The sequence below is a fragment of the Tautonia sp. JC769 genome, assembly GCF_040717455.1.
In the GTDB taxonomy this organism is placed as follows: Bacteria; Planctomycetota; Planctomycetia; order Isosphaerales; family Isosphaeraceae; genus Tautonia.
In genome coordinates, this window is the sequence record NZ_JBFEFH010000005.1 from 187,058 (window position 1) to 206,510 (window position 19,453).

Consider the following 19,453-nt stretch of genomic DNA (forward strand, 5'->3'; position numbering starts at 1 on the left):
GAGCATGCCCGATCCCGGGGCCTGTTCCCTCACAAGAACGGCCCCGAGTCGGGTCAATCACCGGATGCTCGACGTGATCAGACCGCCGGGCCGAGCAGTTCCTTCACCACCTCGCGTTCCTTCTGCAACTCGTCGGCCGAGGCGTCGATCCGACGGCGGGCGTCGTCGTCGATCGCCAGCTCGGGCACGATCGAGCAGGACAGGTCGCCCCCCGTCCGGATCGGGAACGAGTACATCAGGCCGCCGGGTACGCCGTAGGGGTTGCCGTCGGAGAAGATCGCCACGCTGTGCCAGTCGTCGGCGGGGGTCGGCTGCGAGCAGGACCGGACGCAATCGAGCGCCGCGTTCGCCGCCGAGGCCGCCGAGCTGGCCCCCCGGGCCTTGATGACCGCGCCGCCCCGCTTGGCGACGGTCGGGATGAACGTCTCGCCGAGCCAGGCGTGATCGGAGATCACCTCGGTCGCCGCCTTGCCGCCAATCCGGGCGTTCTTGTAATCGGGATACTGGGTGTCGGAGTGATTGCCCCAGATCGTCATCCGGGTCACGTCCGAGACGCCGACGCCGGCCTTCTGGGCGAGCTGGGCCTTGGCCCGGTTCTCGTCGAGCCGGGTCATGGCGAACCAGTTCTCCCGCGGCACGTTCGGCGCGTGCGACATGGCGATCAGGCAGTTCGTGTTGCACGGGTTGGCCACGACGAGCACCTTCGCCTTCGGCGCGGCGGCGTTGATCGCCTTGCCCTGTCCGGTGAAGATCGGGCCGTTGGCGCGGATCAGGTCGGCGCGGTCCATGCCTTCCTTGCGGGGCATCCCGCCGACGAGGATCACCCAGTCGGCATCGGCGAACGCCTCCTCGGCGTTGTCGGTCGCCGTCACCCCCTTGAGCAGCGGGAAGGCGCAGTCGTCCAGCTCCATCAAGGTGCCATTCAAGGCACCGAGAGCCGGCGTGATTTCCAGCAGGCCGAGCTTCACCGGCTGATCGGGTCCGAACAGGCCGCCGCTGGCGATCCGGAAGAGCATCGCGTAGCCGATCTGGCCGGCGGCGCCGGTGATCGCGACCTTGACGGGTTGACTCATGAGATTTCGCGCTCCCTTTGTTCTGCGGTTCCAACCGGGCGTCATCGCGGGAGGGCTCGACCCGCCGACCAGGCAGGGAGGCCCGTTCCCTCGCGCCACAGCCCGAGATCATACACGAAGACCCGTCCTTCTTCCCGCCCCGAGCCGCTCGGAATCAGGTCGGTCGGGCCTCCCGCGATCACCCCTGACGCGCCGCCGGGTTCGCTCTCAGCTTGGCGAGCATCAGGGCCATCTCCCTCGGCAGGTGCCGCGCACCGGCCAGCAGGACGCAGCCCCCGAGCACGATCGCCGGCACGACCACCAGCATCCCCGCCGTCAGGTTGCGGTACGAGCCGTCCGGCTGCTCCACCGGCCGGGCGCCGATCCGGAAGAGCCACTCGCCGATCCACGAGGCCATCACCTCCGGGTCGCCCAGGTAATCCGAGGCCAGGCCCATCAGCATCGGCGACCAGAGATCCCCGAGCACGTGGATGAAGAAGATCGAGACGGCATACGCCACCCCCCTCATGTTCGGCGTCACCACGTTGGCGATCACCGCGTTGCAGGGCCCGGTGTTCATCAGCATCAACGTCATCGCCACGAACATCGACGCGATGATCATCGCCTCGCTCGTGCTGAAGATCGCCCCCAGCACGAACGGGACCGCCAGCAGCATGGCCGTCCCCGGCACCAGGAACAACGCCCTCGGATTCGTCTTCGAGAGCGTGTCCGCCAGCCAGCCGCCGAGGCTCATCCCCACGATCGCCGCCAGGCCGCCGCTCAGGCCCACCACCAGGGCCGCCTTCTCCGTGCCGAACCCCTTCACCCGATCGAGATACGACGGCAGCCAGTACGCCAACCCCCCGAAGGCGAACGTGAACGTCGCCAGCCCGAACACGACGTACGTGTACGACGAGTTCACCGCCAGGTCCTTGTAATCGGCCGCCGTCGGCATGACCCGCTCGTGGGCCTGCACCCGATCAAGCTCGACGTTCTCGCTAGCCCCCCGGATCGGCTCGGGCAGGAGCAGGACGGTGAAGGCCGCCAGCAGGCCCGGCCCCCCGACGATGAAGAAGGCCAGCCGCCAACCGCCGTACGCCTCCAACGCCGTCCCGGCCACCCAGGCCGGGCTGTTCGTCGCGATCCAGGCCGCGCCGAAGACACCGAGCGCATACCCGAGCGGCATCGCCATGTAGAAGTAGGCCATCACCCGCGACCGCCGCTCCCGACGGAACAGATCCACCAGGATCGTCGGCGCGAGCACGCCGTAGGTCGCCTCGCCGATCCCCAGCAGGCTCCGGGCGAGCGTCAACTCCCCGTAGTTCCGCACCAGGCCCGTGCCGACCGTCGCCAGGCTCCAGAGGCCGACCCCGAAGGCCAGGAGCCAGGTCCGCCGCCCCCGGTCGCCGAACCAGCCCATCAAGGGACTAATCAGGCTGAACGTCAGCAGGAAGTAGAAGTTCAGCGATCCGGCCTGGCCGTCGCTCATCTGCAGGTCGACCTGGACCTTCTTCAGGACCCCGGCCAGGGCCCAGCGGTCGAGATAGTCGAGCAGGTGGATCACGAACAGGACCGAAAAGGTGGTCAACGCCCACCGGCTCGCCCTCGAATCCATCATCCCCGCCGGCGCGGAATTCCCCGTCGCCCCGGGCCCCCCAGGGGACCCCGTCCCGGTCGTCGCGTCGTGTTCTGCCACGAAATGGCCCCTGTTTCGGTGGGAAATCGTGCCGAGGGATCGGTTGAGTCGGCCGGTCTCCCCTGGAATCGAAAATGCTACGAGATCGCCGCGCCTCGATCCAGGGGAAGCCTCGCCCTGCCCCCGAGTCCTCGGGCCCGCTCCGCTCCCGACCGCTGGAATTCGCCAGGTCCGCCGTGCCAGATCCCGGGACGTCGACTGCTTTTTCACTTGTTGGCCCCCGGATTGCATGTGCGAGGTTCATCGCGCCCCGATCGATTCCGTGCCGTTCCAAGGAAATCTCAAGGCCCGACCGACTGTGCGAAGCCCGGGCGAACCTCGACCGTCGATCGCTCGGCCCCCCCCTCGGGATGGGCGCCCGAAATCGAGCCTCGTAAACTTGGCCCAGGGGCGGATTCGCAGGGAGTTGTCGGCCCCCCCTCCCGGTACGATGCCCACGACCCCCTCGCGATGCCTCCGGATCGACCAGCGGACCGGCGACCTCGTCGTCGCCCCCCCTCGGGTGACCGAGGTTCAGGAGCGCCTATTGTTGCCACACGATCGACCCGAGACGCCCCGCCATCCCGGGCCATCCCCGACCGGGCCCGGGTCCCCTTCGGGACCGGGGCTTCCAGGATCGGAGGGCTCCCCGCCCCTCGGTTCCCGGGCGCTCCCTCCCGCCGACCCCAATCACCCCGAAGACGCCCCCGAGGCCGAGGAACCGTTGGACGACTCCGATGCGGACTCGGTCCCGGCGGCGGCCTTCTCGACCTCGACTCGCAATGCTTCCCCAGATCGGGTGCCCATCAACATGCCGCTGCAACAACCCCCTCGAAATCCGATCGCCAGGGTCCTGCCCTACCTGCTCACGATCATCATCACCCTGGCCATCGTCGCCCTCTTCGACCTCGGGTTCAGGTCGCGCACGCTCCTCGATCGCCAGACGCCCGAGTCGGGCTCCGTGCTCTTCTATGATGCCCCCCCCGAGGACCTTCGGGCCGAGGAAGGGGTCGATCCCCAGGCCTTCCCCGGCCCCCCCGGCGACCGCCTCGACCCCGCCCCGGGCATCCCCCACACCTCCGAGACCGCCGAACCCGATCCCGACGCCGACCGACGCACCCCCACGGACCCCGCCCCCGCCCCGCTCGCCGGCGCCGGCCTCGATGCCGACGAGCGGAACACGATCCGCATCTACGAGGCCGTGAACCGGTCCGTGGTCAACATCTCCACCTCGGCCACCGTCCGCGGCCTGTTCCAGGACACCGAGGTCTCCGGCTCCGGCTCCGGGTTCGTGATCAATAATCAGGGGCACATTCTCACGAATCATCATGTGGTCGAGGGGGCCGAGGTCGTCCAGGTCGGCCTGTTCGACGGATCGGTGCTCGACGCCCGGGTCGTCGGGGTCGACCCGAGTAACGACGTGGCCGTGCTCCGGGCGATCGCCCCGCCCGTCTCGCTCATCCCGATCGCGCTCGGCGAGAGCCGGAACCTGAAGGTCGGCCAGAAGGTCCTCGCCGTCGGCAACCCGTTCGGCCTGGAGCGCACATTGACGACCGGGATCATCAGCAGCCTCGACCGCTCGCTCGAATCCAAGAACGGCCGATCGATCCGGGGGATCATCCAGACCGACGCCTCGATCAATCCCGGCAACTCCGGCGGCCCGTTGCTGAACAACCGGGGCGAGGTCATCGGCATGAACACGGCCATCTACAGCCGGGTCGGCCAGTCCTCGGGCATCGGCTTCGCCGTCCCCATCTCGACGATCAAGCGGGTCTTGAAGCCCTTGATCGAGCAGGGCTACGTCGAACGCGCGACGCTGGGAATCGCCCGCGTCTACGCGCTCGACGAGGGCTTGCTCGTCCTCGGCGTCGAGGCGGGGGGGCCGGCCGACCAGGCCGGGATCCGCTCGCTTCGCATCCAGTACCTCCGCGACGGCCCCTTCGTCCGGGCACAGATCGACCCCGCCTCGGCCGACGTGATCCTCGCCGTCAACGGCGTCGCCGTCCCCAGTGTGGGGGAGCTGCTCACCGAGGTCGAGTCGTATCAGCCGGGCGAGACGATCACCGTGACCGTCCTGCGCGACGGCGTGGCCGAGGATGTCCAGGTCCGCCTCGGCCGCACGATCATCCGATGAGATTCGCGTCCCATCTCGCTCCTGCATCCCCCCCCTCGCCGGGAAATCCCCGCGTCCGCGCGAACATCTCGCGGCCTTTCCCCGTCTGCGAGGGTGTGAATCGACGACAAGGCCCGACAATCCGGCCGAGTTGTCCCGATCAGCTCCTCCCCAAGTCCTGATCATTCGAGCATCTTGAAGAATACAGGCATCAAGTCAACAAAAGGAACGGAGTATCCTCATCGAAAATGTGTGAGCTCCCAGGTCTTGCCGACACGTCTTCACGCGAAATAATGACCGTTGGCCAGACTTCCCGAGCGGGTCCACTCGTAGAAAGGAGATTCGGATGCGTCACATGATCGTCGCGGCGCTTGTTGCCTCCCTCCTCTCGCCGAGCATTGTCTCCGCGGGATGGAAGCCGCGAGTCAAGAAGCCTTCCGTCGTGCGAACGGTCCAGCGAGAAGCCCAACGAGCGGTGGACAATGGAAGGCGGGCGGTCAAGGGCCAGGTGCGAATCCGGGTCCACAACGCGACCGATGGCGAGATGACCCTCACCGCGAGCGTGGGCAGGCAGAAAATCACGGTCGACCCGGGCAAGACCGGGACATACACGAAGGCGAATATCGGCGATTCCGTGATCGTCTACGCCAACGGGAAGACGCTGAAGAGCCTCGGCATCCTGCACAAGAATGTCTACAACTTGACCTATCGCGACTAGGCCGCGCGACCGATCGTCGTCCCGCGAAATCTTCCCCACGGCCCGGTCGTCCCCAGGCGGACGGGCCGTCCTCGTCCGCGTGAAAGACCCACCAGGCGGGCTGCTGGTCCAACGGGAAGACACCTGTCTTGCACGCAGGAAATCGGGGTTCGATTCCCCGGCGGTCCACTCGCAACTCGTGAATCGAGCAATGCTACGGAAGGGAGCCGGATACGGTTGGCCGGGCCTCTCTGGAACAGAGTGCGCCCCTCGGGGCGTGGGGGTTCGAATCCCTCCCCTTCCGCTCACCCCGGGTCGATCCCGGTCGCATCGCTGACCTGGTCCTCCCCGGCGAGATGACGGACCCGATGGGCAAGGTCACCGAGGCCCGCGAGGCCGCCGAGGCCAACCTCATCACCCGTCGCGAGGAAACGGCCGCCCTCCGCCTCCAGGCCAACACCGCCAGGCCACTCGCCGACCACCCCGCCCCTCATGCGGCTCCGCGAGCCGGAGGTCCTCGAACGCCTCGCGTCGAGCGGCCACCTCAACGTCGTCCTCGGCGACGAGGGACTCACCGCCCACGTCGTCAACCTGATCTAACCGCAAAACGCCAATCGCCCCTCAATGCCAACCGCATTCGAGGGGCGATTCTCGTGCTAATCTGTCGAGCGAAATCAGACCTGAGGGTGGCTGACGGGATTCGAACCCGCGATCTCCAGATCCACAATCTGGCGCCTTAACCGCTAGGCAACAGCCACCGTCGAAATGCTTCGCACTAGGATACGGATCCAGGGGGCCCCGCGTCAAGGCGGCACTCCGGTTTCCGGGACCACCGCGGAGGGCGTGCGGGGCAGGCTGCGACGACGACGACGAGCCTGACGGCAGGAGGCCGACGGCCCTGAGAATCCGGAAAGCGGGTCGCGATTTACGCCGTTTGCGGCGATGGTCTTGACGGGGCACCGTAGGCTTGCTGGGATGTTGCGATCCCCCAGCGTCCGAGCGGACGAGGCGCCGGGCAGGGGGTTCGTCGGGAAGCTTCGGGTGGGAACCATGACAGCGCTTACGATTGGCATCGTCGGCTGCGGCCGAGCCGCCCGGATCCACTCCGGGCGCCTGCGACAAATCGAAGCGGTGCGCATCACCGGCTGCGTCGACCCCGACGTCGAGGCCGCCCGTGCCCTCGCCTCGGGGCTGGTCGGCCAGGGCGGCGACCCCCAGTCCCTCCGCGCCTTCTCCGACCACCAGCAATTGCTGGCCGAGGCCCGGCCCGACATCCTGGCCATCTTCACGCCCCCCCGGGCCCACTACCGCCCGGCCATGGACGGGTTGCAGGCCGGCTGCCACCTGTTCATCGAGAAACCGCTCTCGACCAACACCCAGGAGGCGATGGACATCGTCACCCTCGCCCGGGGTCGCGATCGCGTGGTCGGGGTCGGGCATCAGTTCCGACTGGCACCGAGCCTGATCGAGGCACGCCGATTGCTGGCCGAGGGTGCCATCGGGCGGCTCAGGCTGGTCATGGCCGTCATGGCCAACTCCTGGCTCGCCATCCAGCGAGGGCCGGAAGGCAACCGCTGGCAGGTCGACCCGAAGGTCTCCGGCGGGGGCATCATCGCCGATGACGGGGACCACCTGCTCGACGCCCTGATCTGGACCACCGATCGCGCCGTGGCCGAGGTGACCGCCTTCCAGGATCGCGAGCAGCCGGGGCTCGACATCGTCAATGCCGTCAGCCTCCGCATGGTCGACGGCACTCCCGCGACCCTGGCCATCACCGGGGCCTCTCCCGGGAGCCTCTTCGAGATCACCTACTTCGGCGAGGGCGGCACCTTGCGGGCGAATGCCTCGAGCCTCCGCCTCGCCGGGGCCGATCCCGGGGCCCCCGTGCAGGACCTCCCGCTACGGAGCGACGAGACGAGTATTGATGGCGACTTCATCGACGCGATCCGATCGGGGAGGCCCCCCTGCTGCTCGGCCGAGCAGGCCATCGAGACGGTCCGGCTCCAGGAGGCCATCGCCCGATCGGCCGCTTCCGGACAGATCATTCGCCTTGCCTCCGCCGACGAATCGCTCTGATCCCGAGCCTCGGCCCGGCCGATCGCTGGGCCATGCTTGACAATCCCTCAGCGTGAGACTACCAGTATGACTCCTCCGGCCCGATCCGGTCCGGCGGAGCCTTTCCGGACTCGATATTCCCGCCCCGACCCATCGGGCCGATCCCATCGGCCGGCCCGAGCCGTCCTGGCAAGAGGAACGACCCCATGTGGGACCTGCCGACCCCGCTCGCCTGCCTCGAGGACGACACGAACTCCGCCCTGCTCCTCGCGGAATGGGCCGTCGCGGATCCCCTCGCCCGTCACCCCGAAGAGGATGACGAGGAAGAGACCGGCGACGACGACCTGAGCGACGACGAGGACGACGACTTCGACGACGATTTCGACGACGACGACGATGACCTCGAGGACGACGACGACGACTTCGACGACGATGAAGACGACGACGACTTCGACGACGACGACGACCTCGACAACCTCGGCGACATCGACCTCGACGATGATGACGACTTCGACGACGACGATGATGACGATCTCGACGAGATTGAGGATGACGAGGAAGACCTCTGAGCCGTTCTGACTCGCGTCGATCTCACCCAGTTCGGTCCCGGACGGCCCCCCTCGGGCCGCCCGACCGTTCGTTTTGTCGTCCCGGCGAGACGAGGGCTTGGCACAACGCGTCTCGGCGTCGTAGTGTAGTAGGCTTGAACGTCCGAACCGGACGCCGCGTCGAGTTCGAGTCCGAGCGGCGACCGGACGGGAAGGGAGCGTTGCGCTATGGCCGCCTCTGATCACTTGCCAGGCAACTCCGACCGCGATCGCCCGTCGTCCGAGACCTCGACCCGATGCCTGCGCGAGCAATCTCAGCGCGATTTCGAGGTCGAGTTCATCGGCCGCATCCTCGATCGCGACCCGTACTACGTCGACGCGCTCCGCGTTCAGGCCAACAACCTCGCCCGCCGCGGCGAATCGACCCGGGCCCTGCAGCTCGACCGCCGCCTGACCCGCCTGCAGCCCGATCGCCCGATCCCCTGGTACAACCTGGCGTGCAGCTACGCGGTCCTCGGGATGATCGACCCGGCCTTCGACGCCCTCAGCCGCGCCGTCGACCTCGGCTATCACCATTTCCGCCACATGCTCCGCGACCCCGACCTGAAGGCGCTCCGCCAGGATCCGCGCTTCGACCGGATCTTGCGGCGTGACTAGGCCGGGCCTCGTCCGGCCTCGTTCCCCCTCCTCGTTTCCCCCGAGGGGTCTCCCCCTCGTTCGTTCTGTTTTGGATTCGGCCTCGTCCTGAATCGCCCCGGAACCCCTCTCCGATGCAGTACCACCGCTGGGACGACGTCCAGGACGCGACGCTCGCCGTTCGATCGCAATGGCCCGGCACCGGTCGCATCGGCATCGTGCTGGGGACCGGACTCGGGCAACTCGCCGCCCAGATCGACGCCGAGGCCGTCATCCCCTACGAATCGATCCCCCACTTCCCCCACCCGACCGGGGTCGAGAGCCACGCCGGCCGCCTCGTCTGCGGGACGCTGGCCGGGGTCCCCGTCGTGGCGATGGAAGGCCGCTTCCACCTCTATGAGGGGTACTCGCCGGCCCAGGTGACGTTCCCGATCCGGGTCTTGAAGGAACTCGGCTGCGAGACGCTCATCGTCTCCAACGCCGCCGGCGGCCTGAACCCGCTGCACCACAAGGGGGATCTCGTCGTCATCGACGACCACCTGAACCTCCCCGGCCTGGCCGGCATCAATCCTTTGGTCGGGCCGAACGACGACCGCCTCGGCCCCCGATTCCCCGACCTGATCGAGCCGTACGACCGCGAGCTCCAGGACCTCGCCCTCTCGATCGCCCTGGCCGAGGGCATCCCCGCCCACCGCGGCGTCTACGTCGGCATCGTCGGCCCGAACCTGGAGACCCGCGCCGAGTATCGCTACCTCCGGGGCATCGGGGCCGACGTCGTCGGCATGTCCACCGTCGCCGAGGTCCTCGTCGCCGTCCACGCCGGCATGAAGGTCCTCGGCTTCTCGATCGTGACCGACCTCTGCCTGCCCGACGCCCTCGAACCCGTGAAGATCGAGGAGATCATCGCCGTCGCCAACGAGGCCGAGGGCAAGCTCCGCCGCATCGTCACCCGGGTGATCGAACGGCTCGAATCTTCGGGAAGCTGAGAAGGAAGGAGGGCCGATCGCCGATGGCGGACACCACGACGCTCTACCGGCCCGTCGGCCCGGCCGAACTCGCCCTGATCGAGGCCGCCGGATGGCGGGCCTTCCCTCCTCGACTCCCGGAGCAGCCGATCTTCTACCCCGTGCTCAACGAGGATTACGCCCGCCAGATCGCCGAACGTTGGAATGTTCGAGACAACGGCGCCGGCTTCGTGCTCCGCTTCGAGGTCGATGCCGGCTTCCTCGCCCGCTACCCGGCCCGGGTCGTCGGCGGCAGACTCCACGAGGAACTCTGGATTCCCGCCGAAGACCTCGAAGAATTCAACCGCCACCTCGTCGGCCCCATCGAAGTGATCGCCGCGTTCGGCGAGACTCACCGCCCCGCCGAGCACCCTGTTCCCCCCTCAGGAGGATGAACATGGCCACCGTCTCCTCCATCGCCGAGCACATCGTCATCACCCCGGGCACCTGCGGCGGCAGGCCCCGCATCGCCGGGCATCGGATCACGGTGCAAAACATCGTCATCTGCCACGAGCAGATGGGAATGACTCCCGAGCAAATCGTCGAGGATTACGAGACCATCACACTCGCCGATGTCCACGCGGCCCTCGTCTATTTCTACGACCATCGTGACGAGATCCAGACGGACATCCGGCGCGAGGAGGAGTTGTGCAAGGAAATCGAGGCCACTCACCCCTCACTCCTCGAAACAATCAAGCAGAAGGACCCGGAACGCTACAGGCAAGCCGTCGAGCGACTCAGGGCCGACTCCTTCGACGAGCCCTGAGATTTCCGGTGAGCCATGTCCCGATCGATCCGGTATCATCTCGACCACGATCTCAACCGCTGTAACGCCATCGCGAACGCACTCCGAGCGAAAGGGATCGACGTGACGCTGAGCCGCCAGCTCGGCCTGGCCGGTGCCTCAGACGACGAACAGCGGGAACAAGCCCTCCGAGCCGGCAGGGTCATCGTCACCCACGACGCCCACTTCATCGGCTTCTGGCGACACCAGGTCCAGCACGCGGGGATTGTCCGGTGTCGCCAGGGTGAACTCGCGGTCGGCGACGTCATCCGCGGCCTCGTGCTGATCTGGGAAACGTGCTCGTCCGAGGAAATGACCGGATCCATCATCTTCCTGAACCGAAGCCTCATCAAAGGTCTCTGAGCCCGGAACCGGGCCGATCGAACGAGACAAAAGACGAACAACGATGTCCACCGACGCCAAGAAATACAAAGACACCCTGAACCTCCCCAAGACCGCCTTCGCCATGAAGGCCAACCTCGCCCAGCGCGAGCCCCAGCTCCAGGCCCGCTGGCAGGAAACGGGCCTCTACGCGCAGATCCGGGCCGCCCGCAAGGGGAGCCCCCGCCGGGTCCTGCACGACGGCCCCCCCTACGCCAACGGCGACATCCACATGGGCCACCTGCTCAACAAGGTGCTCAAGGACGTCGTCGTCCGCTACCACACCATGCGCGGCTTCGACGCCCCATATGTCCCCGGCTGGGACTGCCACGGCCTGCCGATCGAACACAAGGTCGCCAAGGACCTCGGCCCGAAGGCCGCCTCCATGAGCTTCCCCGAGATCCGCGAGCTCTGCCGGACCGAGGCCCTCAAGTGGGTCGACATCCAGCGCACTCAGTTTCAGCGCCTCGGCGTCTCCGGCGACTGGGCCAATCCCTACCTCACGCTCGACCCCCGCTACGAGGCCGGCATCATGGATGTCTTGGCCGACCTCGTCGAGAAGGGCTTCGTCTTCCGCCAGCTCAAGCCGATCCACTGGGACATCCACGACCGCACCGCCCTGGCCGAGGCCGAGCTCGAATACGCCGAGCACACCTCCCCCTCCATCTACGTCAACTTCCCGATCACCTCCGCCCTGCCGGCCGACTTCGGCCCCGGCCCCTGGCACGCGATGATCTGGACGACCACCCCCTGGACCCTCCCCGCCAACGTCGCCATCGCCGCCCACCCCGACCTCGAATACGCCGGCGTCCGCTACACCGACCCCGAATCCGGCCAGTCCGTCCAGACCCTCCTCGCTTCGCAGCTCGTCGAGAAGGTCATGGGCCTCCGCCAGGTCACCGATTACGAAATCGTCGCCCGCTGCCCCGGTAAGGCGCTCGAGGGCGGCTCCTACCGGCACGTCTTCATCGACCGCGCCGGAACCTTCGTCCTGGCCGACTACGTCACCGTCGAGGACGGCACGGGCCTCGTCCACACCGCCCCCGGCCACGGGGCCGACGACTACAAGACCGGCCTGAAGTACAAGCTCCCCGTCATCAGCCCCGTCGACGCCTCCGGCCGCTTCCTCGACACCGACGGCGTCCCCGCCGACCTCGTCGGCCTCCAGGTCTTCGCCGCCAACCCGAAGGTCATCGAGACCCTCAAGAGCGTCGGCGCACTCTTTCATCACTTCAACTTCCGCCACAGCTACCCGCACGGCTGGCGATCGAAGAAGCCGGTCATCTTCCGCGCCACCGCCCAGTGGTTCATCGGCGTCGATCGCAATAACCTCCGCGAGAACACCCTGAACGCCATCCGCAACCAGGTCCGCTGGCTCCCCTCCTGGGGCCAGGCCCGCATCGAGGCCATGGTCGGCCAGCGCCCCGACTGGTGCATCAGCCGCCAGCGAGCCTGGGGCGTCCCCATCCCCGTCCTCTTCGACGAGCGGAACGACTACCACCACCTCACCGCCGATTCCGTCCGCTTCTACCGCGACCTCTTCGCGAAGGAAGGGGCCGACGCCTGGTTCACCCGCCCCGTCGTAGAGTTGATCCCCCCCGACCTCGACACCGACGCCCACCCCGTCGAGCACCTCCTGAAGGGCACCGACATCCTCGACGTCTGGTTCGAGTCCGGCTCCAGCCACCGCTCCGTCCTCCGAGAGCCGAGCTACGACTCCGGCCCCTACCCCGCCTTCATGTATCTCGAAGGCTCCGACCAGCACCGCGGCTGGTTCCAGTCCTCCATCCTCACCGCCGTCGGCTCCACCGGCCAGGCGCCGTTCGAAACGGTGCTCACGCATGGATTCGTCGTCGACGACCAGGGACGCAAGATGTCCAAGTCGCTCGGCAACGTCATCCACGCCGTCAAGGCCACCGAGCAGTACGGCGCCGACGTCCTCCGCCTCTACGTCTCCAGCATGGACTACGCCGAGGACGTCCGAATGAGCGAGCGCGGCATCAAGGAGATGTCCGACGCCTACCGCAAGATCCGCAACACCTTCCGCTACCTCCTCGGCAACCTCGAAGACTACGCCCGCTTCGACCCCGAGACCGTCGACCCCGCCACCCTGCACCCGATCGACCGCTGGGCCCTCTACCGGCTCAACACCGTGATCCGAGAGGCCACCGCCGCCTTCGACTCCTTCGACTTCTACCGGGCCTTCCAGCGCCTCTATCAGTTCTGCTCGGTCGACCTCTCCAGCTTCTACCTCGACGTCCTCAAGGATCGCCTCTACGCCGAGCACCCGACTGGGCCCGATCGCCGCGCCGCCCAGTTCGTCATGGCCCGCATCCATTCGAGCCTGGCCCGCCTCTTCGCGCCGATCATGCCCCACACGAGCGAGGAAGTCTGGGACCTGATCCCCTCCTCCCCCTCCAAGACCCCGAGCGTCCACCTCGCCCCCTGGCCCGAGCCGGATCCCTCGTTCGACGACCCCCGCCCCGGCGGCCTCGACTGGGATCTCTTCCGCGAATCGCGCGAGGTCGTCTTCCGCGACCTCGAGAAGCTCCGCGCCGCCAAGGTCATCGGCAGCAACCAGGAGGCCCTCGTCACCGTCGGCAGCGCCGACCCCGGGGTCCTCGCCTCGCTCGAACACCTCCGCTCTCATTTCGAACGCATGTTCATCGTCTCCGACGTCGTCCTCGCCGACGCCCGCCCGGACGACGCCATCGACCTCCCCGACCGCAAGATCTGGTTCCACGTCCGGAAGTCGCCGCACCCGAAATGCGAGCGCTGCTGGAACCTCCGTCCGACCGTCGGTCAGGACCAGGAACATCCGACCCTCTGCTTCCGCTGTTCCCAGGTCATCCGAGAAGCAAACGCCCCGCCCCCCCAAACCTGACAGGAACACCGGATCATGTCCTCACCCGACCCCGACCTCCGCAGCCGCCTCGAACACGCCCGATCCGCCGGCTCGCTCGTCCGGATCGCCCGATCCTTCACCGACGGCTGGGAAGACGGCTACGTCCTGGGCATCGGCCCCGACCTCGTCCTCCTCGCCGTCGTCGGCCACGGCATCCGCCTCGACGGTTATCAGGTCTACCGCCTCGACGACATCACCCGGCTCGAAGACCCCGCCCCCCACGCGGCCTTCGTCGAGTCTGCCCTGAAACTCCGAGGCCTCGCGCATCCCTCGCCCCCCTCGGTCAACCTCGACAGCCTCCCCGACCTGCTCCGGACCGCCACCGACGCCTTCTCCCTCTTAACCATCCACACCGAGGACGAGGACCCCGAGGTCTGCTGGATCGGCCAGGTCGTCGAGACCCACCCCGACCGCGTCGTCCTCCGCCACATCACCCCCGACGCCTCCTGGGACGACCTGCCCGACTCCTACCCCCTCGACGAGGTCACCCGCATCGACTTCGGCGGCTCCTACGAAGAAGCCCTCTGGCTCGTCGCCAACGCCGCCGACCAAACCGACGGAACCGCCTCGTAGGACTCAATTCGGGCACGTTGAGCCCTCGGGTGGCAGATGTCCGGTGTGGCCGGGGCAAAGCGCAGCGTGCCCCGGGATCAGGCGCTCCCGACACCGGGGCACGCTGCGCTTTGCCCCGGCCACACGGCGTTTGTCGTCGTTCGGAGTCTCTCTACGATGATGGAGTTTTGGGTCTGATCTTGCCCCGGCCACCCGCCCGCCTGGAGGTCGTCCACAAGAAGGGCTACGGCGTGACCGTCTATGCCCATCGCCGTGACGGGACCGCCGAACCTATTCCGATCGTCGACATCGACGAGGGTGTCTTCCGCTGACCTGTCCCGCGGTCAGACGACCAACGGGCAGGAGTCGTCCCCATCGGTCTGGCCGGGGCAAAGCAACGCGCAGCCTACCCCATTCTCAGGGGATTCCAACCCCGGGGCACGCTGGGTCTTCCCCCCGCCACACGGCGATCGTCGTCCTTCTGATGCGTTCAAGAATGATCGAGTGTCGAGCCTGGTCTCGCCCCGGCCAGCCGCCGGCAGCGAGTCGCCCGGGCCTCTCCCAATCGATGCCGAAGCCCGGCGCGAAGGCCGGGCTTCGGTCCGGAATCAGACAATCAGGATCAATAGCTATCCGCCGAGATCACCTCGCCGCCGTCTCGCGAGCCGAGGGCCCAGAGCACCGGATAGGCGACGCTCGACTTGAGGAACTTCACCGAGCCGTCGGCGAAGCAGACGTTCGCCCCGCCCGGGTGCTGGCTCGTCAGGCCGCAGATCCCGGCCGAGTCGAAGTCGCTGTTCGAGTCCCAATATTGAACATAAGGGTACTGCGAGTTGGGCGGGACCAGCAGGTTGCCCAGCGCGTGGCCGTACATGCCGACGTGCCACATCCGGCCGTTCCAGCTCCGCTGGCCGCCCGGGCCGTAGCCGGTCTCCTGGCGGGTGCTCCAGGTGTTCCCGGCCGTCTCCAGGTCCTGCAGCAGGGCGGCGGCCCCCACGTTGCCGGGTCCCGGCATGTTGCCCGGCGGGCGGTCCATGTTGCGGTTCGGCATGTTCGGGAAGGCGCTCGCGTTCCACTGGATCCCGACGATGTCCTGGATCGAGTTCTTCGAGTCGTCGAAGTCGCCGGTCCGGAACTCGCCGAAGGCGACCGTGTTGGACGTGCCGTCCGTGACGTCGGTCAGGCCGAACGGCGACCCGCCGTTGGCGAACAGGCCGTTCGGCTTGTCCGTCGGCCAGCCGATCCACATGATCGACGAGCCCGTGCTGGCGAAGTAGTTATTCCCGGCGAAGGGCCGGTTCATCCCCAGGTTGCTGTCGAGGTTCCAGTTGCTCCTCGGCGGCGACGACGACGGGCACAGGAAGGCGTTGATCCGGGCAGAGAACCCGGTCCAGTTGCCCCGCTCGCCGGCCCCGTCGCTGCGGCCGAGGTAGTTGAAGTTGATGGCGTTGTAGATCTGGGTCTGCTCCAGATAGGGCAGCAGCATCGCGTGCGGGCTCCACGCGCCCCAGTACCGGTTGTCGAAGGTCGTCGGACCGCCGGGGCCGTTGTTGCCGCCGAGCGGGAACGTCTGGTTGGTCGACTCGTAGTTATGCAGCGCCAGGCCGAGCTGCTTCATGTTATTCGTGCACTGGGCACGGCGAGCCGCCTCCCGGGCGCTCTGGACCGCCGGCAGCAGCAGCGCGATTAAGACACCGATGATGGCGATCACCACCAGCAATTCGATGAGGGTGAAACCCCTCCGATTATTGCGAACGGAACAACTCATGCTCATGATTCCTGGAGAGAAGAAACGAAGTCGAGAGACATGTTTTCTACCCCATCGACGGCGACCCCGATCCGTCCTCGGTCAGGCCGAGGGTCTGCGATGCGATGCAACGCGAGACGAATCGGGGTGCGGGTGGGGTCAACTGCCGCGGCGTGTCCGGCCGAGGGCCGGGCCGAACGGGCCCGGACGCCGAACGCAGACCCCGGGCAGTCGGGGCGTCGTGTCTCCGCGATGAGCCATCACGCGGCCGCCGATGTGACAGCGACCGGCTCAACAACCTGCAACTCAAGAGAAGCGACAGGCGGGAAGACCGCGGACCTATTTTAGTTCAGCGTCGAGTCCGTCGCGGCATTCGAGCCGGGACCGGCGTTGGTCTCCGAGCTGCCAACCGGCGGGGCCGCGAGCGGGTTGACCGTGATGTTCGGCGGGGGAGCAGGAGGCTCACCCCCTCCCGAGCAACCCGCGACCACGAAAAGGCTTGCGACGAAGATCGCTCGCCCCGAGGCACCTTGAAGCAAGGACGGTAACGTCATGGATGAACCACCTCGGCCTGAGGAAGAAATCGCCGGAAATAAGCTCCGGAGATTCCGAACAAATTCTGAAATGTTCCAGGGGTTGACCCGCATGCCCCGCTCCGCACGAGACGCGCCTGCGACGCTCGACTCCGGGCCTCGCCGGAGCCGCGTTGCGGTCGGACGGAGCGGCCCGATGGCCCGGACGACACGGCACGTCGCCCCGATTTCCCCGGTCGCGAACCAGCGGAGGGGGGATGATCGGGATCGGGGCGGTCCACGCGGGTCAGGAAGGCGAGCACAATCGCACGGACGTACAAGAACAGCATTTTTGATGCCGGAACAGCATCTTTGATGCCGGGACCCGCATTCTTGCGAATGGAAACCGCCACGGTAGGGAAAATGTTACCGTCCTGGCATGCCCCTGTCTACATTCCTACTCGCGATCGCGTGTTCCATCGATTCCGCAACACGCCAGTTCCACCCTCTGTCGGGCCGGGAAACGGGCATCGCGCCCGCCCGCCTCGGTCGCACAACCACCGCCCCCGACGGCCCATCGTTGCGTCAATCCCGGGGTCTCCCGGGCCCAGTGTCCGGGGCGAAAACGCATCGGCCCCGGACACGAGCCCGGGCGACGCTTGACAGCACGTCTCGGCAGCCCCTAGCATGCCTCGTGCCAATCCCAGGGAGACTCCAGAGACGAACGCCCCCCCACGGACCACCGCCCCCCCGGGACCCTTCCTCACATGCCGGAATCGTTGAAGCATTTCATCAAGGCCGCATTCGCTCGAGCAATTCCCCCCCGATTGGTCCGAGGACTCCTCCTCGACCCGAATTTCTTCGAATTCTGGCAAGCCCGGGGGCTCCACGCCCTCCCGGTCCATTTCTACAAGCCGGTCCCCGACACCAGGCTGCTCGGCGACGACCTCTGGACCCGGCGATCGGACCTGGTCGGGGTCGACATGAACGAGGCCGGGCAGCTCGCGTTCCTCGACCGCTTCCGGACCGACTACCAATCCGAGTTCGAGCAGCTCGAGCCCGGTCGGGGCGGCGCGCCCGACTGGGGGGTCCTCTACTGCATGATCCGCCACTTCAAGCCCCGGCGAGTCATCGAGGTCGGCTCGGGTGTCAGCACCACCGTCTCGGCGATGACCCTCCTGCGCAACCAGAAAGAGACCGGCATCGAGGCCCGCTTCACCGCCATCGAGCCCTACCCGCTCCCGTTCCTGACCGACGGCATGCCGGGCCTCTCGGAATTGAGGCGCTCGACCCTCCAGGAGATCCCCCTCTCGGAGTTCGAGGCGCTCGAGGCCAACGACATCCTCTTCCTCGACTCCTCCCACGTCCTGAAGGTCGGCAGCGACGTCCAGTACGCCTTCCTGGAGATCCTGCCCCGGCTCCGGCCGGGCGTGGTCGTCCATGTCCACGACATCTTCTTCCCGTACGAATACCCGCGGAAGCTCGCGTTCGAATTCCAGAGCTTCTGGAACGAGATGTACCTCCTCCAGGCCTTCCTCGCCTTCAACGCGGCCTTCGAGGTGCTCTGGTCCAGCAGCTACCTCCACCACCTCCACCCGGACGCGCTCCGGGAGACCTTCCCCCGCTACTCCCCTGCCGGCGGCACCCCCAGCAGCTTCTGGATGCGCCGGATCGAGGCCGAGGGCCGATGACCCCGGCTTCCCCGCCCGAGGCTCCGCCGTACCCGGCGCACCGCCTTCCGCCGAACGCCCCGCGTCTCCCATGATCGCGGGGTGATTCGAACACACGCCCACGCCCCCCGGCCCGACGATCGCGCGGTCGAGGCCGCGTCAGGCGTCGACCCGCCGGACCTCGACCGACTGCTCGACCACCTCGTGCGGCGTCCAGAGCGTCATCATCGCCACGTCGGCGGCGTCTCGGCCGACGGCGATCGGGACGAGCGCCGGCCGGAGGCCCGCGAAGGTGGCATCGACCGCGTGCCAGGCCCCCCCCATGAAGACCTGCACATAGCCGTGGAAATCGGGCGGCTCCAGCTCCAGGGCGTAGCCCGAGACGTAGCGTGCCGGGATTTCGAGCGACCGGCAGAACGCGATGACCAGGTGGGCGAAATCGCGGCAGACCCCCACCCGGTCGATCGCCGTCGCCCGGGCCGAGGTCGTCGGGCCGGTCGTGCCGTAGCGGTACTCGACGTGCTCCCTCACCCAGTCGGCAATTGCCCGCACCTGGCCGGCGCCGGGGGCCAGCCCGCCGAACTCGCTCTGGGCCATCCGGGACAGCACGTCCGACTCGCAATAGCGCGACGGCAAGGTGTAGATCAACACCTCGGGCGGCAGCTCCTGCGGCGGGTGCTCGACGGCATCCGCCGGGATCTCGGCATTCGGCTCGACCTCGACCGTGGCCGAGAATTCGAAGGCGAACCGCCCCTTCGGCGCGACGAACTGCCTCCTGGGGTTGCCGTAGAAGTCTCGGCCCAGCTCGCACAATCGGATCGGGCTGGTCGTCAACCGTTCCTCGACCACCCGATGCCGCTCACCGCCCAGGGCCGGCTCGACCATCAGGCAACCGAACGACTCGTCTTGCAACTCGTAGGTCGCGGCGACCCGCACTGCCAGGCGCATGCGTTGAGACTCCCCTCCGCCAAAAAAATCTGGACCCTCTCAGTATAGCGACCGGGCAAGCCTTTGCCGGACAACCTTCCGAAGGCGTCCCCCGGGTCCTGCCGGCTCCTCCCGCCTCCTCTCGATCCCCGGCCCGATTTTTTCCGAGGATTCTGTGACTGCGGCTCGCCCCGG

17 protein-coding genes and 3 tRNA genes are annotated in these 19,453 nt (G+C 67.4%); 15 read left to right on the forward strand and 5 right to left on the reverse strand.

The genetic code is table 11. The features are described from left to right. Positions 1-77 precede the first annotated feature (77 nt). Together AB1L88_RS07520 and AB1L88_RS07525 are read right to left on the reverse strand one after the other, a co-directional pair. Complete coding sequence (locus AB1L88_RS07520; RefSeq protein WP_367096031.1) at positions 78-1,073, reverse strand: malate dehydrogenase; 996 nt, start codon at positions 1,071-1,073, stop codon at positions 78-80. A gap of 178 nt (positions 1,074-1,251) precedes the next feature. After that, positions 1,252-2,640, reverse strand: a complete 1,389-nt coding sequence (locus AB1L88_RS07525; protein WP_367096032.1) for an MFS transporter — start codon at positions 2,638-2,640, stop codon at positions 1,252-1,254. 898 nt (positions 2,641-3,538) lie between these two features. On the opposite strand from AB1L88_RS07525, the gene AB1L88_RS07530 reads away from it, so the two are divergent. The 4 genes from AB1L88_RS07530 (at position 3,539) to AB1L88_RS07545 (ending at position 5,841) form a co-directional block, all read left to right on the forward strand. Continuing rightward, the gene (locus tag AB1L88_RS07530; protein WP_367096033.1) at positions 3,539-4,861 is read left to right on the forward strand and encodes a trypsin-like peptidase domain-containing protein; all 1,323 of its coding nucleotides are present in this window, start codon (positions 3,539-3,541) and stop codon (positions 4,859-4,861) included. A 421-nt stretch (positions 4,862-5,282) separates the two neighbouring features. Next, positions 5,283-5,558 carry a hypothetical protein gene (locus AB1L88_RS07535; RefSeq protein WP_367096034.1) on the forward strand — a complete coding sequence of 92 codons (276 nt, stop codon included), beginning with the start codon at positions 5,283-5,285 and terminating at the stop codon, positions 5,556-5,558. A 97-nt stretch (positions 5,559-5,655) separates the two neighbouring features. Further along, positions 5,656-5,726, forward strand: a tRNA-Ala gene (locus AB1L88_RS07540). Between the two features lie 29 nt (positions 5,727-5,755). Further along, positions 5,756-5,841: transfer RNA gene (locus AB1L88_RS07545), tRNA-Ser, on the forward strand. 381 nt (positions 5,842-6,222) lie between these two features. Here AB1L88_RS07545 and AB1L88_RS07550 read toward each other — a convergent pair. Further along, positions 6,223-6,295 (reverse strand) — tRNA-His (locus AB1L88_RS07550). 292 nt (positions 6,296-6,587) lie between these two features. On the opposite strand from AB1L88_RS07550, the gene AB1L88_RS07555 reads away from it, so the two are divergent. The 10 genes from AB1L88_RS07555 to AB1L88_RS07600 all read left to right on the forward strand — a co-directional run bounded on the left by AB1L88_RS07555 (position 6,588) and on the right by AB1L88_RS07600 (position 14,734). Next, complete coding sequence (locus AB1L88_RS07555) at positions 6,588-7,613, forward strand: Gfo/Idh/MocA family oxidoreductase (protein ID WP_367096035.1); 1,026 nt, start codon at positions 6,588-6,590, stop codon at positions 7,611-7,613. 185 nt (positions 7,614-7,798) lie between these two features. Beyond that, positions 7,799-8,161 carry a hypothetical protein gene (locus AB1L88_RS07560; protein ID WP_367096036.1) on the forward strand — a complete coding sequence of 121 codons (363 nt, stop codon included), beginning with the start codon at positions 7,799-7,801 and terminating at the stop codon, positions 8,159-8,161. Between the two features lie 207 nt (positions 8,162-8,368). Next, complete coding sequence (locus tag AB1L88_RS07565; RefSeq protein WP_367096037.1) at positions 8,369-8,797, forward strand: hypothetical protein; 429 nt, start codon at positions 8,369-8,371, stop codon at positions 8,795-8,797. Between the two features lie 113 nt (positions 8,798-8,910). Continuing rightward, positions 8,911-9,762 carry a purine-nucleoside phosphorylase gene (locus AB1L88_RS07570; protein WP_367096038.1) on the forward strand — a complete coding sequence of 284 codons (852 nt, stop codon included), beginning with the start codon at positions 8,911-8,913 and terminating at the stop codon, positions 9,760-9,762. Positions 9,763-9,785: 23 nt separating this feature from the next. After that, entirely contained in the window at positions 9,786-10,175 is a 390-nt protein-coding gene (locus AB1L88_RS07575) for a hypothetical protein (protein WP_367096039.1), read from the forward strand. Between the two features lie 2 nt (positions 10,176-10,177). Continuing rightward, on the forward strand, positions 10,178-10,546 hold the full coding sequence (locus AB1L88_RS07580) for a DUF433 domain-containing protein (protein WP_367096040.1): 369 nt from the start codon (positions 10,178-10,180) through the stop codon (positions 10,544-10,546). Between the two features lie 15 nt (positions 10,547-10,561). Continuing rightward, positions 10,562-10,927: a DUF5615 family PIN-like protein gene (locus AB1L88_RS07585; protein WP_367096041.1), complete on the forward strand. Its 366-nt coding sequence runs from the start codon at positions 10,562-10,564 to the stop codon at positions 10,925-10,927. A 43-nt stretch (positions 10,928-10,970) separates the two neighbouring features. Further along, the gene (gene ileS, locus AB1L88_RS07590; RefSeq protein WP_367096042.1) at positions 10,971-13,829 is read left to right on the forward strand and encodes an isoleucine--tRNA ligase; all 2,859 of its coding nucleotides are present in this window, start codon (positions 10,971-10,973) and stop codon (positions 13,827-13,829) included. Between the two features lie 15 nt (positions 13,830-13,844). After that, positions 13,845-14,423: a hypothetical protein gene (locus AB1L88_RS07595; protein WP_367096043.1), complete on the forward strand. Its 579-nt coding sequence runs from the start codon at positions 13,845-13,847 to the stop codon at positions 14,421-14,423. Positions 14,424-14,602: 179 nt separating this feature from the next. After that, positions 14,603-14,734, forward strand: a complete 132-nt coding sequence (locus AB1L88_RS07600; protein WP_367096044.1) for a hypothetical protein — start codon at positions 14,603-14,605, stop codon at positions 14,732-14,734. A gap of 290 nt (positions 14,735-15,024) precedes the next feature. On the opposite strand, the gene AB1L88_RS07605 is transcribed toward AB1L88_RS07600, so the two are convergent. Continuing rightward, the gene (locus AB1L88_RS07605; protein ID WP_367096045.1) at positions 15,025-16,170 is read right to left on the reverse strand and encodes a DUF1559 domain-containing protein; all 1,146 of its coding nucleotides are present in this window, start codon (positions 16,168-16,170) and stop codon (positions 15,025-15,027) included. A gap of 1,258 nt (positions 16,171-17,428) precedes the next feature. Here AB1L88_RS07605 and AB1L88_RS07610 point away from each other — a divergent pair. Next, the gene (locus tag AB1L88_RS07610; protein ID WP_367096046.1) at positions 17,429-18,352 is read left to right on the forward strand and encodes a class I SAM-dependent methyltransferase; all 924 of its coding nucleotides are present in this window, start codon (positions 17,429-17,431) and stop codon (positions 18,350-18,352) included. A gap of 138 nt (positions 18,353-18,490) precedes the next feature. On the opposite strand, the gene AB1L88_RS07615 is transcribed toward AB1L88_RS07610, so the two are convergent. Continuing rightward, positions 18,491-19,279, reverse strand: coding sequence for a transglutaminase family protein (locus AB1L88_RS07615; protein WP_367096047.1), 789 nt, complete (start codon positions 19,277-19,279; stop codon positions 18,491-18,493). Positions 19,280-19,453: the final 174 nt, after the last annotated feature.

Excerpts from the sequence above, each read along its gene's own strand:
- AB1L88_RS07565 (WP_367096037.1), top strand. The coding sequence starts at position 8,369 with ATGGCCGCCTCTGATCACTTGCCAGGCAACTCCGACCGCGATCGCCCG.
- AB1L88_RS07555 (WP_367096035.1), top strand. The coding sequence starts at position 6,588 with ATGACAGCGCTTACGATTGGCATCGTCGGCTGCGGCCGAGCCGCCCGG.
- AB1L88_RS07615 (WP_367096047.1), bottom strand. The coding sequence starts at position 19,279 with ATGCGCCTGGCAGTGCGGGTCGCCGCGACCTACGAGTTGCAAGACGAG.
- AB1L88_RS07530 (WP_367096033.1), top strand. The coding sequence starts at position 3,539 with ATGCCGCTGCAACAACCCCCTCGAAATCCGATCGCCAGGGTCCTGCCC.
- AB1L88_RS07560 (WP_367096036.1), top strand. The coding sequence starts at position 7,799 with ATGTGGGACCTGCCGACCCCGCTCGCCTGCCTCGAGGACGACACGAAC.
- AB1L88_RS07520 (WP_367096031.1), bottom strand. The coding sequence starts at position 1,073 with ATGAGTCAACCCGTCAAGGTCGCGATCACCGGCGCCGCCGGCCAGATC.
- AB1L88_RS07580 (WP_367096040.1), top strand. The coding sequence starts at position 10,178 with ATGGCCACCGTCTCCTCCATCGCCGAGCACATCGTCATCACCCCGGGC.
- AB1L88_RS07585 (WP_367096041.1), top strand. The coding sequence starts at position 10,562 with ATGTCCCGATCGATCCGGTATCATCTCGACCACGATCTCAACCGCTGT.
- AB1L88_RS07610 (WP_367096046.1), top strand. The coding sequence starts at position 17,429 with ATGCCGGAATCGTTGAAGCATTTCATCAAGGCCGCATTCGCTCGAGCA.
- AB1L88_RS07605 (WP_367096045.1), bottom strand. The coding sequence starts at position 16,170 with ATGAGTTGTTCCGTTCGCAATAATCGGAGGGGTTTCACCCTCATCGAA.
- ileS (WP_367096042.1), top strand. The coding sequence starts at position 10,971 with ATGTCCACCGACGCCAAGAAATACAAAGACACCCTGAACCTCCCCAAG.
- AB1L88_RS07595 (WP_367096043.1), top strand. The coding sequence starts at position 13,845 with ATGTCCTCACCCGACCCCGACCTCCGCAGCCGCCTCGAACACGCCCGA.
- AB1L88_RS07570 (WP_367096038.1), top strand. The coding sequence starts at position 8,911 with ATGCAGTACCACCGCTGGGACGACGTCCAGGACGCGACGCTCGCCGTT.
- AB1L88_RS07575 (WP_367096039.1), top strand. The coding sequence starts at position 9,786 with ATGGCGGACACCACGACGCTCTACCGGCCCGTCGGCCCGGCCGAACTC.